This is a genomic window from Streptomyces sp. NPDC030840 (assembly GCF_055572015.1).
This window is the reverse complement of sequence record NZ_JBVIEE010000017.1, coordinates 92,672-105,000: the sequence shown is the minus strand read 5'-3', so window position 1 is coordinate 105,000 and position 12,329 is coordinate 92,672. Positions and strand designations below refer to the sequence as shown.

Genomic DNA, 12,329 nt, shown 5'->3' with positions numbered 1-12,329 from the left:
GTGGACATCAGCGTGTACCGCCCCGGCGAACTGACCGCCGCCGACCGGGCCGCCTGGACGGCCCTGCAGTCGAAGGCGCACCTGAACGGCTCGCCCCAGCTGGCGAACCCGTTCCTGTCCCCCGAGTTCACCCTGGCGGTGGGCAGTTGCCGGCGCGGAGTGCGGATCGCGGTCGTACGGGAGGACGGGGAGGCCGCCGCGTTCTTCCCGTTCCAGAGAACCGCCCTCGGCGTCGGGCGGGCCATCGGGCTCGGCCTCTCGGACTGCCAGGGCCTGGTGCACCGGCCCGGCTTCACGTGGGACGCCCGGGAGCTGCTGCGGGCCTGCGGGCTCGCGGTGTGGGAGTTCGACCACCTGGCCGGGGGCCAGACACCCTTCGGCGTCCACGCCACCGGCACCTTCCCCTCCCCGGTCATGGACCTGGAGGACGGCTACGAGGCGTATCTGGCCCGACTGCGCGCCAGGTCACCGAAGTTCGTGCGGTCGACGTTCGCCAAGGAGCGGCGGCTCGGCCGGGCGGCGGGTGACGTCCACTACGTGCACGACGAGCGCGACCCGGCCGCGTTGCGGACGCTGATGGCCTGGAAGTCCGCGCAGTACCGCAGGACCGGCCGGATGGACCGCTTCGCGCACCCCTGGATCAGCCGGCTGGTGCGCCGTCTCTTCCACACCCGCTCCGAGTCCTTCGCGGGGAACCTGTCCGTGCTGTACGCGGACGGCAAGCCGATCGCCGCGCACTTCGGACTGCGCTCCGAGCGGATACTGACCGACTGGTTCCCGGCGTACGACCCGGCGTACGGGAGGTTCTCCCCGGGTCTGCTGCTGCATCTGCACATGGCCGAGGCGGCCGCCGCCGACGGCATCGCCCATCTGGACCTGGGCCGGGGCCAGAAGCAGTACAAGGACTCCCTGAAGACGCGCGAGATCCCCGTGGCCGAGGGCTGGGTGACCCGCCGTCACCCCGTGGCCCTGGGACACCGGGCTCGCCGAGCTCCGGTCCGGGCGCTGCGGAACGCGGTGGTGGCCCGGCCGGAGCTCCTCGAGCCGGCCGACAGGCTCCTCAAACGGATGGGCGAAATCCGTTCGAGGAGTCAGGAATAGGACACAACTCCAAAAACGTGAGACCTCGGTGTAGGTCTTGCCATATCGTCTCAATCATCAATACCGTCATACATCAACCCGCATCGGTCCATCATTCAGCGGCTCCAGGGGAGGGCTCAGGTCCGCGATGGTCCCGGCGCGGGGCGCGGTAGGGGGGTGCCGTGCTCGGTGACCGCACGTTCAGCCGAGCACTGCCGCGCGACCGGCTGCCCGAATTCGGCAGCCGGCAAGCTGTGCCGACTTACCAGGCATGCGCGAAGAGTCAGTTCGTCATGCCCGGGTGAGAAACAAACCCCCCTTTCGAACCGGAACACATGCCGGGCCGCCCAGGGGCGGGCGGTCCACCGGACGAGAGGGATCCAGACTCATGAGCTCAGTTCTGCGCCCGGCGATACCCGATGGCACGGGCGAGGAGCAGGGGGAGGCCGGCCGGTACCGGCCCATCTCCACCCACTTGGCCATCGCGCCACCGGTGAGTGTGGTGATACCCGCCATGAACGAGGCGGAGAACCTTCCGTACGTCTTCAAGACGCTGCCGGCGTGGATCCACGAGGTGGTCCTCGTCGACGGCGACTCCACCGACAACACCGTCGAGGTGGCCCGCGAGCTGTGGCCGGACCTGAAGGTCGTGCCGCAGCGTGGGACGGGCAAGGGGGACGCCCTGATCACCGGGTTCGAGGCGTGCACCGGCGACATCATCGTGATGGTCGACGCCGACGGCTCGGCCGACGGCAACGAGATCGTCAGCTACGTCTCCGCGCTGGTGTCCGGGGCCGACTTCGCCAAGGGCTCACGGTTCGCCAACGGCGGCGGCACGGACGACATGACACTGATCCGCATGCTCGGCAACCGGGCGCTGTGCGCGGTCGTCAACCGCAAGTTCGGCGCCCGCTACACCGACCTCTGCTACGGCTACAACGCGTTCTGGCGGCACTGCCTCGACAAGATCGACCTGGACTGCACCGGCTTCGAGGTCGAGACCCTGATGAACATCCGGGTGGTCAAGGCCGGTCTGAAAGTGCAGGAGATCCCGAGCCACGAGTACCTCCGCATCCACGGCGCGAGCAATCTGCGGGCCGTGCGGGACGGGCTCCGGGTCCTGAAGGTGATCCTCAAGGAACGCTCCAACCGGCGTGCTTTACGCCGCCGTTCGCACTCCCCCGTCCTCATCGCCGGCCAGGGAGAGGCGTCTTGAACGAGCCGCGCGTCTCGGTCGTGATCTGCGTGTACACCGAGGACCGCTGGGAGGACATCCTCGCGGCGGTCGCCTCGGTGCGCGCGCAGTCCCGGCCGGCCCTGGAGACCCTCCTGGTCGTCGACCACAACGGGGCGCTCCTGGACCGGCTGGCGAAGGAGTACCAGGAAGCCGGGGAGGTGCGGGTGCTCGCCAACGCGGGCCCCCGCGGCCTGTCCGCCGGCCGCAACACCGGGATCGCCGCCTCGTCCGGCGAGATCATCGCGTTCCTCGACGACGACGCCGTGGCCGAGCGCGACTGGCTCCGGTACTTCACCGAGGGGTACGCGGACCCTCGGGTCATGGCCGTCGGCGGCCGTACGGTGCCCGTGTGGGCGTCCGGCCGCCGTCCGGCGTGGTTCCCGGAGGAGTTCGACTGGGTGGTGGGCTGTGCCTACAAGGGCCTGCCCCCCGGCCGCGCCCGGGTGCGCAACGTGCTCGGCGGCAACGCCTCGTTCCGCCGCGCCGCGTTCGACGCGGCCGGCGGCTTCGCGACCGGCATCGGCCGCGACGACGGCGAACGGCCGCTCGGCTGCGAGGAGACCGAGCTGTGCATCCGGCTCACCCGTGCGCGACCCGACGCGGTCCTGCTGCTGGACGACCGCGCCGTGATCCACCACCGGGTGCCCGAGGCGCGCGAGCACTTCCGCTACTTCCGCACGCGCACCTACGCCGAGGGCCTGTCGAAGGCGCTCGTGGCGCGGAGCGTCGGCGCGGACAGGGGACTGGAGTCGGAGCGCCGGTACGCGACCCGTGTCCTGCCCGCGGGGGTCGCCCGCGGACTGCGCGACGCGCTGCTGGCTCGCCCGGGGGGCGCGGGGCGCGCGGGCGCGATCGTCGCCGGAGTGCTTGCGGCGGCCGGCGGGTATGCCGTCGGGAGCGTCCGGGGACGGCGGGGCGGAGCCACGTTCCGCGTGGTCCCGGCTGGGGAGATCGACGGGCGGCAACGGGACGCCGGGGGGCCGGGACATGGCTGACGCGCCCGTACCGATCCTGATGTACCACGCGGTCGCGAGCGCGCCCAGCGACGCCACCCGTGCCCTGTCCGTCGCCCCCGAGGCGTTCGCCGAGCAGATGGCCCTGCTCGGGGACCGCGGCTTCACCCCGGTGAGCACGGCCGAACTGGGCACGAGCTGGCGCACGGGCCGCCCGCTGCCCGCCCGTCCCGTCCTCGTCACCTTCGACGACGGGTACGAGGGCGTGCACCGGCACAGCCTGCCCGTCCTCGCCGGGCACGGCTTCGCGGCCACGCTGTTCGTCTCCACGGGCTGGCTCAGGGGCGCGTACGACACGGGGGCCGCCCTCGACACGATGCTCGACTGGGGGCAGGTGCGCGAACTCGCCGACGCGGGCGTGGAGATCGGCGGCCACAGCCACACGCATCCGCAGCTCGACATGCTCGACGACGCCGCGCTCCGGTTCGAGCTGACCCGCTGCCGCGACATCGTCGCCGGTGAACTGGGCACCGTGCCCGCCTCGTTCGCCTACCCGTACGGCTACTCCAGCCGCCGGGTGCGCCGGGCGGTGCGCGAGGCCGGGTTCGCGCAGGCGCTCGCCGTGGGCAACGGCCTCGCGCGGCGCAGGCAGGGGCCGTACGCGCTGCGGCGCGTCACCGTGCGGCGCGGCACCGGCATCGAGGAGTTCGAGCGGCTCGTCGAGGGCCGCGCGATCGCCCGCGACTTCATCAGGGACCGTGCCCTCACCAAGGGGTACGCCATGGTCCGCAGAGCACGACAGGTCCGGAAGGCCATCCGTTCCCGTGTCTGACACGACCACTACAGCCGAGTCCCACGACGCTGCCGAGAAAGGTGCGCCCGAGCGGGAGTCCGGCCGCCGGCTGCGGCTGCCCGGATGGGGCAGGGGGGCGGGTGGCAGCCAGTTGTTCCGCAATGCCTACGCCCTGATGCTCAACACCGGTGTCTCCGCCGTGCTGGGGCTCGGCTTCTGGCTCGCCGCCGCCCGCTACTACTCCGAGTCGTCCGTCGGCCAGGGCTCGGCCGCGATCGCCGCGATGAAGTTCCTCGCGGGACTCGCCGCGCTGACCCTGACGGGTGCCCTGGCCCGCTTCATCCCGATCGCGGGCCGGTCCACGGGGCGGCTCATCTTCCGTACGTACGCGGGAAGTTCGGTGGCAGTCGCGCTCGCCGCACTGGTGTTCATCCTGACGCTGAACGTGTGGGGGCCCTCGTACCGCTTCCTGCGCGACCCGCTCAGCGGGCTGTTCTTCGTCCTCGCCGTGGTGGCGTGGTCGCTGCTCACCCTCCAGGACGGGGTGCTGACCGGGTTGCGCAGCGCGGTCTGGGTGCCGGTGGGCAACACCGTGTTCTCGGCGGTCAAGCTGGTCCTGCTGGTCGCCTTCGCCGCCTCGATCCCCGCCCTGGGTGTGTTCGTGTCGTGGGTCGCGGCCATCGCGGTGTCCGTGCTGCCGCTGGGCTGGCTGGTGTTCCGGCGCCTGGTGCCGCGGCATGTGGAGGCGACGCAGGACCACGCGCGTCCGCCGTCGATGAGGGAGATCGGCCGTTTCCTGGCGGGCGACTACACGGGCTCGTTGTTCTCGCTCGCCGTGGTCTACCTCGTTCCGGTGATCGTCGCCGCGCAGGTCAGCTCCGCGGACAACGCGTACTTCTACATCACCACCACGATCGGCGGCACGGTCAACCTGCTCGCCATCAACATGGGCGCCTCCCTGACCGTCGAGGGCTCGCACGATCCGGGGCGGCTCGCGGCGAACACCCGGGCGGCGCTGAAGCGGATGGCCCGGATCATGCTGCCGGTGTGCGGGGCGCTGTTCGTGGGGGCGCCCTGGATCCTCGGCGTCTTCGGCTCCGGGTACGCGGACGCGGCGACACCACTGCTGCGCTGGTTCGCCGTCGGCGCGCTGCTGCGGGTCGTGACGGAGACGTACTTCGCGGTGCTGCGCGCGCAGAGCCGCACCGCCGGACTGGCCCTGCTGCAGGGCCTGTTGTGCGTGCTCGTGCTCGGTCTGACGCTGCTGCTCCTGCCCCGGACGGGCCTGGTCGGCGCGGGTGTCGCCGAGATCTCCAGCCTCGCGGTGATCGTGCTGCTCGCCGCGCCGAAGCTGTACGCCATCCTGCGCGCCGCGCCGTCCGACGCCGTGCCCGAGGACACCCCGCCGGACGGCGACCTCGCCGACCTCGGCCCCGTGGCCAGGAAGCCCGGCTCCGCCTGGGCGCGCCCACTGGACTCGGACACGCTCGCGCTCGGCATCCACGTCGACTTCGACCACCAAGAGCGCCGTCCGGACGTCCGCCCGGGCCCGGGCACCCCGCCCGCGGGCACACTCCCGGTACGACGCGACCACCGGCCGACCTGGGCACTGAGGATCCCGCTGCCGGAGCAACGGGGGAGCCTGCCGGTCGAGAACGTACAGACTCCGGAGAACGTACAGCCCCCGGAGAACGGAGAGGAGGAAGGCGCGGGCGGTTCGGGCGCTGGACGGAGGGCCGGCCGGTCCGCGGTCGAGCGAGCGGGACCGGAGCCGGGAAGCCGGCCGATGCCGTCCCTACGGCCAAGGATCGAGTCGTTGCCCGTGCGGCAGATCGCCACGCCCGCACCGGACGCCGCCGAGCCCCCTCCCCGCTCCCTCCGCGAGCGGCTGCCGCACCCCACCAGGTCCGGTGTGGTGCTGGGTTGTCTGCTGCTCTCCGCGCTGCTGCTGTACTGGGTGCCCGCGCTGGCGCTCGACGACGCGGCGCTGGACGGGATGGGCGGGCTCGGCCTGGTCTCCGTGCTGCCGATGCCGACACTGATCGGCGCCGGACTGCTGGCCGTCGTCTTCGGCTCGCTGCTGTGGACGAACCACGAACACAGGGCACTGCTGCTCATCACCCTCGTGGCCACCGTGGTGTCGCTGCACGCCCTGCCCGCGGTGATCGAGACCGAGCCGCGTTTCCCGACGGCCTGGCAGCATCTCGGCTTCATCGACTACATCGACCGCACCGGCTCCGCGGTTCCCGACCTGGACGCGCGCTGGAGCTGGCCGGGCTTCTTCGCGGCGGCCGCGTTCGTGGCGAAGGCCTGCGGCGTCAGCGACTTCACCGAGGTGATCCGCTGGTGGCCGACGACCATGCAACTGCTGTACCTGGCGCCGATGGTCCTGCTGACGCGTTCCATGCGGGCGGGCTGGCGCGCCAGGTGGACGGGGATCTGGGTCTTCGGCTTGAGCGGCTGGGTCGGCCAGGACTACTTCTCCCCCCAGGGCTTCACGTTCCTGCTGTACCTGGTCTTCGTCGCGATCCTGCTCGTGTGGTTCCGCGCGCCGCGCATGCTGTGGGGCGCGGTCCGTCCTGGCGAGGCGGAGGTGGAACCGACGGACCGCCGGCAGCGCGTGGTGCTGCTGGCGATCCTGATCGCGCTGTACGCCGCGACGGTCCCGGCCCACCAGCTCACGCCCTTCGTGATGCTGGGCGTGCTCGCGGCACTGGTCCTGACCGGCCGCTCGGAGCTGCGGGGTCTGCCGATCCTCTTCGCGGTCATGGTGACGGTGTGGATCGGTTTCCTGGCGGAGCCGTACTGGTCGGGCCACTTCGACGAACTCTTCGGCGGGGTCGGCGGCGTCGGCGGGAACGTCACGTCCTCGGTCTCCGGCCGGATCGGCGAGGGCAGCTCGACCCACAAACTCGTTCTGTACGCGCGCGTGGCACTCGCCGGCTCGGTGATGGCGATGGCCTGCTACGGCTGGTGGCGCCGCCGCGACCACAAGTACCGCGAGCGGTCCCTGCTGGTCCTCACCTTCGTCCCGTTCCTGGGCTTCGGCATGCAGTCGTACGGCGGCGAAATGGCCCTTCGCGTCTTCATGTTCGCCCTGCCGGGCGCGGCCCTGCTCGCCGGGCTGGCCCTGTTCCCGCGCACGGGTGTGACCGAGGAGGAGCGGGACAAGGACAAGGTGAGTCTCGCCCCACTGGCCGCGCTGATGGCCGGGCTCGTCCTCATCGGCGGCTTCCTCGTGGCCCGGTGGGGCAACGAGCCGTTCGAGCGGACCCGCACGGACGAGGTCGCGGCCATGGAGTACGTGTACGCCCACGACAAGCCGACCGTACGGCTGCTGTGGCTCAGCGCCGACCCCGTGAACGACGTGACGCCCGCGATGCCGTGGGGCGCGCGGGACATGGAGAAGGTCGAGTACGTGCCCACGCCGGCGCCGCCCGATCCCGTCCTGGTCTCGGGCCTGGCCAAGTCCCTGAAGGACGCGGGCCCGAACTCGTACCTGATGATCAACCGCAGCCAGGTCACCTACCTCCAGCTGGACTCGGGCTACTCGCGCACCTGGGAAACCCGCCTCATCAGGAACCTCGACGCCCGCGAGGACCTGAAGAGGGTCTTCACCAACGCGGACGTCACGATGTACGCCCTCCGCGACCAGCCGGACGGCAGGATCCCGAAGGCCGACCCCGGCCCGATCGGCCCGCAGGTGACCTGGACGCCCTGGTCGGTCGTGGGCGGCCTGGCGGCGATCGCGCTGATCCTGCTCCTCACGGCACGCGAGGTCGTCCGGGTGGCCGTGCGCCCGAGCGTCCGCCAACTCCGGTGGCTCCAGAGCGCCTTCTGGTTCTCCCTGCCCCTGCTGGCGGTGCTGCTGGCTTCGCTGGTGCAGCGGTTCCTGACGATGGGGGGGTCGTAGGGAGGGCGGCGCCCCCGGAGGGGGCGCGGGGCTGTATCGATATGCGGCTCCGCCGCGTGGGCGCGACAAGCCACGGCGAACCCGCAGCCGGCCACAAACACAACCGGGCAGACGCTAACGCCGCAACCACTTCACTTCGTACGCGCCCATCTCGAACCGCTTCCCGTCAACCTCCGTACTGATCGACCGGTCCAGCGTGTTGACCACAAGCACGACCTTGTCGTCGGCCAGCACCCGCACATGGGGCTTGTCGTCCGCCGCCACGGACACCGTCTCGTACTTCGTCCCGGGCGGGAACGCCTCACTGAACCGGGACAGCAGATCGAACATGGGCAGCGCCCGCCCGCCGTCGGAGCCGGCGGTGGGGGTCCACAGACAGCCCGCGCAGCTCGACCCCTTCTCCTTCTGCGGGTTCCAGTAGAAACCCGAGCTCGCCCCACCCCGGGCCATGGCGATCAACCCGGACGCGTGCACAGCGGAGCGCCGCGTCTCCGACCACCCGTCCCGCTCGTCGTTCGCGTCCCCCGGCTCGACGTAGTACTCGGCCCACCACAGCGGCAGATCCCCGGTCCGCTCGCGCACCCAGCGACTGACGGCGGTCAGCTTGTCGGTCGCCCCGAACTCGTCGGGCAGCATCTCGTCGTCCTCGGTGTAACTGGAGCCGTCGACGACGACGAAGTCCGCACCCGCCTTGTTCTCGTTCCAGTAGTCGAAGGCATCGAGGACCCGCTGGTCCATGGCGCCCCACGGGCCCTTCAGGGTCGTGGACGTGCCCTGCTTCTGGCGGGGGTCGAGACTGTCCATGACCAGGTAGGGGCCGCCCACCATGATGTCCTTGTCGACCTTCTTCAGGGCCTTGTGGACGAGGTTGTACAGCTTGGTGTAGCCCTCGTGGTCCCAGCGGCCCTCGGCGTTGTTCCAGAAGCCCTTGAACTCGTTCCAGACGATGAAGTGCCGTACGTCCGGGTAGCGCTTGGCGACCGTCGCGGCGAGCTCCGCGTAGTCCTCGAAGTGCTCCGGCTCGGGGGCGGTCTCCAGCGAGGCCTGGCTCCAGTTCGTGTTGTCGGCGCCGGCCTTGCCGCCCTTCATCCAGTCCGGGGCGCAGCACAGGGTGACGACCGGTGTGCCGCCGGAGGCGCGGACGAAGTCGACGCGCCGGTCCAGGTCCGCGAAGTCGTACCGCCCCTTGACGGGCTCCGGGTTGCCCGCGCCCCAGCCCATGATGTGCTGGATCTGCGGCATCCCGGTCCTGGACAGCAGCCCTTCAACCCGATCGGTCGCTCCCCCGCTGCCCTCGTCGGCGCTGAACTGGGTGTGCGTGAAGCCCCAGCCGACGTCCGGTCCGAGGTCCTCGGGCGGGACGGCCGGTGTGCCGTGCGCCTTGTCCCCGTCGCGTGAGGTCCCGGCGGTGCTCCCGCCGTCCCCGGGCAGTGTGTTGAGCAGGGTCAGCACCAGGGCCAGAGCGGCCGCGCCCACACCGAGCAGAGCGGTGAGCCGCCACCGCCGTACCCCCGTATTCCACCCATGACGTCCCATCAAGGACAACAGTAATGTTGGGGATGCCCGGGAGGACAGACGGCGAAATGCGACAGCCCGGTAACAGGACGACTCGTACACAACGGGAAGTACGGCCCGCGCGCGCCGGGAGTTCGGCCCGCCGGTACCGGAGGGCCGTGGCGGCGTCGACACAACCGGCGCGCGCGGGAAACCGGGTGCACGGGACGCCCCCGTGCCCGATCATGGCGGCATGTCTGCGAACCCACACGACGCTCTGCCGATCCGGCTCAACGTCGACGACAGCGACTCACCCTCGGACGTCGTCGACGCGCTGTTCCTCGGCCGCTTCGCGACGGGCGAGCAGCCGCACGCGCACGCGGCGAACATCGACCGGGTGCGGTCCGGAGCCACGCTGATGCCGCCGGGCGCCCGTGTACTGCGCTCGACGCGGGACGACGACCGCAGCGCGACCCTCGCGGAGGGGGACGGCTGGACGCTGCTGATCTCCCGCTGGAACCGCGGCGCGGACGTCACGGTCACGGCGACCAGCGCCGAGCTGGCCGAGAAGGTGCTCGGCCAGGCCACTCAGGGCGCGGCGGACGAGCCGGAGCCCCAGCCGGAGAACGTGACGATGGGCTTCTGGTACGTGTCGCCGAGGCGCGGCCCGCACCGCACGACACGGCAGATCTCGGCGGGCACCTGGGAGGAGGTCCGGCCGAACTACACGGCGCCGGTGGCGGAGGCGATGGATCGCCTGATGAAGACGACTCCGGAGGACATCGCGGGCCGGCTCCTGCTGCTGCACGGCCCGCCCGGCACGGGCAAGACGTCGGCGCTGCGCACGCTCGCCCGCTCGTGGCGGGACTGGTGTCAGGTGGACTGCGTCCTGGACCCCGAGCGGCTCTTCTCCGACGTGGGCTATCTGATGGACATCGCGATCGGCGAGGAGGACGCGGCGGGCAAGGGCCGCTGGCGGCTGCTGCTCCTGGAGGACTGCGACGAACTGATCCGCGGCGAGGCCAAGCACACGGCGGGGCAGGCGCTGTCCCGTCTGCTCAACCTCACGGACGGCCTGCTGGGCCAGGGCCGCAACGTCCTGGTGGGCGTCACCACCAACGAGGACCTGGAGCGCCTCCACCCGGCCGTGGTCCGTCCCGGCCGCTGCCTCGCCCGTATCGAGGTCGGCCCGCTGACCCGGCGGGAGGCGGTGACCTGGCTGGGCACCGAGGAGGGCGTGGGCCGCGACGGGGCGACGCTGGCGGAGCTGTACGCGCTGCGCCGGGGGACGTCCCCGACGTCGCTGCCGGAGCCGCGGTCGGGGGCGGACGCGGGGCTGTACCTGTAGTGGTTTGATGAGGGTATGACCCTGTTCGTCGGCACGTCGGGGTGGCAGTACAGGGACTGGCGCGACCTCCTGTACCCGTCCGAGGTGCCCATGCGGCTGTGGCTGGAGGAGTACGCGGCACGGTTCGCGACGGTCGAGCTCAACAACGCCTTCTACCGGTTGCCGTCCCGGGAGAACTTCGAGGCCTGGCGGGACCGCACCCCGCCGGACTTCGTGATCGCGGTCAAGGCGAGCCGGTTCCTCACCCACATCAAGCGGCTGAAGGACCCCGAGGAACCGGTCCACCGCCTCATGAGCCGCGCCACCGGGCTCGGCGGCCGCCTGGGCCCGGTCCTCCTGCAGCTCCCGCCCACACTCCGCGCCGACCCCGGCCTGCTGGACGCCTGCCTGGCGTGCTTCCCCTCCGGCACCCGAGTCGCGGTCGAGCCCCGCCACGACTCGTGGTGGACGCCCGAGGTGCGCCGGACCCTGGAGAACCGGGGCGCCGCCCTGTGCTGGGCCGACGTCCGCGCCCGCCCGGTGACCCCCCTGTGGCGCACCACCAACTGGGGCTACGTCCGCTTCCACGAGGGCCGCACCCAGCAGTGGCCCCGCTACGGCCACCGCTCACTGGAGACCTGGGCCGACAGAATCGCCACCACCTGGCCCCAAGACGAGGACGTCTACACGTACTTCAACAACGACCCGAACGGCGCGGCGGTGAAGGACGCGAAGCTGTTCGCGGCAACAGCAAACAGGGCAGCCCTACGGGTCACGAGAGTCCCGACCCCATCGAGAGCGCCCTGAAGGGGCGCGGTGACCTGCGCGGTCCCTGGGGGCGCGGGAACTGCGCAGTCTTTAGGGGCGCGGGGAACTGCGCAATCTTTAAGGGGCGCGAGGAACTGCGCAGTCTTTAGGGGGGCGAGGAACTGCGCAGTCTTTAGGGGGGCGAGGAACTGCGCAGTCTTTAGGGGCGCGGGGAACTGCGCGACAAGCCACACCAAACCCGCACCCGGCCTACAACAGACCCACCCGAGCCCGGCCCCGCCCCACCGCACCCCACCGCACCCCACCGCACCGCACCGCACCGATCCCCACAGAACCCTTACCCCCCGTAAGCCGCCCGCAGGGCATCCCGCACGGCGTCCAGCGCATCCCCCTCGCTCAACCCCAGCCGCCGCACCCGCTCCGCGTACCCCTGCGCCTCCGCCGCGGCGGCCCGCTCCGCCGCCGAGCCGGCGGCAGCCACGAACGTCCCGTTGCGCCCCCGCGTCTCAATCACCCCGTCCGTCTCCAGGGCGCGATAGGCCTTGGCCACGGTGTTGGCGGCCAGCCCGAGCTGCTCGGCGAGCCCCCGCACGGTGGGGAGCCGGTAGCCGACCGGCAACGCCCCGGAACGTGCCTGCTCGGAGATCTGCGCGCGTACCTGCTCGTAGGGCGCGGTCCCCTCGGTGATGCGGATCTTCAAGGTCACGGACCGATTGTCGCGTACCCGCCCCGGACGATCACCCCGTACCCGCCGGAAAATCGGA

9 protein-coding genes are annotated in these 12,329 nt (G+C 71.4%); 7 read left to right on the top strand and 2 right to left on the bottom strand.

Translation table 11 applies throughout. From position 1 onward, the window contains the following. The 5 genes from ACZ49J_RS30820 (at position 1) to ACZ49J_RS30800 (ending at position 7,976) form a co-directional block, all read left to right on the top strand. Positions 1-1,101: a GNAT family N-acetyltransferase gene (locus ACZ49J_RS30820; protein ID WP_467453792.1), complete on the top strand. Its 1,101-nt coding sequence runs from the start codon at positions 1-3 to the stop codon at positions 1,099-1,101. A 367-nt stretch (positions 1,102-1,468) separates the two neighbouring features. Then, the gene (locus ACZ49J_RS30815) at positions 1,469-2,296 is read left to right on the top strand and encodes a glycosyltransferase family 2 protein (RefSeq protein ID WP_467453793.1); all 828 of its coding nucleotides are present in this window, start codon (positions 1,469-1,471) and stop codon (positions 2,294-2,296) included. Next, complete coding sequence (locus ACZ49J_RS30810; protein ID WP_467453794.1) at positions 2,293-3,312, top strand: glycosyltransferase family 2 protein; 1,020 nt, start codon at positions 2,293-2,295, stop codon at positions 3,310-3,312. Before ACZ49J_RS30815 ends, ACZ49J_RS30810 begins: the two co-directional genes overlap by 4 nt. Then, the gene (locus tag ACZ49J_RS30805) at positions 3,305-4,102 is read left to right on the top strand and encodes a polysaccharide deacetylase family protein (RefSeq protein WP_467453795.1); all 798 of its coding nucleotides are present in this window, start codon (positions 3,305-3,307) and stop codon (positions 4,100-4,102) included. Before ACZ49J_RS30810 ends, ACZ49J_RS30805 begins: the two co-directional genes overlap by 8 nt. Beyond that, positions 4,095-7,976, top strand: a complete 3,882-nt coding sequence (locus ACZ49J_RS30800) for a lipopolysaccharide biosynthesis protein (RefSeq protein WP_467453796.1) — start codon at positions 4,095-4,097, stop codon at positions 7,974-7,976. Before ACZ49J_RS30805 ends, ACZ49J_RS30800 begins: the two co-directional genes overlap by 8 nt. A 114-nt stretch (positions 7,977-8,090) precedes the next feature. Here ACZ49J_RS30800 and ACZ49J_RS30795 read toward each other — a convergent pair whose 3' ends face one another. After that, positions 8,091-9,512 (bottom strand): GH39 family glycosyl hydrolase, encoded by a 1,422-nt coding sequence (locus tag ACZ49J_RS30795; RefSeq protein ID WP_467453798.1) that lies wholly within the window; start codon positions 9,510-9,512, stop codon positions 8,091-8,093. Between the two features lie 211 nt (positions 9,513-9,723). Between ACZ49J_RS30795 and ACZ49J_RS30790 the strand changes: the two genes are divergently transcribed. Further along, positions 9,724-10,818, top strand: coding sequence for a DUF5925 domain-containing protein (locus ACZ49J_RS30790; RefSeq protein WP_467453800.1), 1,095 nt, complete (start codon positions 9,724-9,726; stop codon positions 10,816-10,818). A gap of 15 nt (positions 10,819-10,833) precedes the next feature. Next, positions 10,834-11,604 carry a DUF72 domain-containing protein gene (locus tag ACZ49J_RS30785; RefSeq protein WP_467453801.1) on the top strand — a complete coding sequence of 257 codons (771 nt, stop codon included), beginning with the start codon at positions 10,834-10,836 and terminating at the stop codon, positions 11,602-11,604. Positions 11,605-11,902: 298 nt separating this feature from the next. On the opposite strand, the gene ACZ49J_RS30780 is transcribed toward ACZ49J_RS30785, so the two are convergent. After that, a complete protein-coding gene (locus ACZ49J_RS30780) occupies positions 11,903-12,271 on the bottom strand; it encodes a GntR family transcriptional regulator (RefSeq protein ID WP_467453802.1) in 369 nt (122 codons plus the stop codon). Positions 12,272-12,329 lie beyond the last annotated feature (58 nt).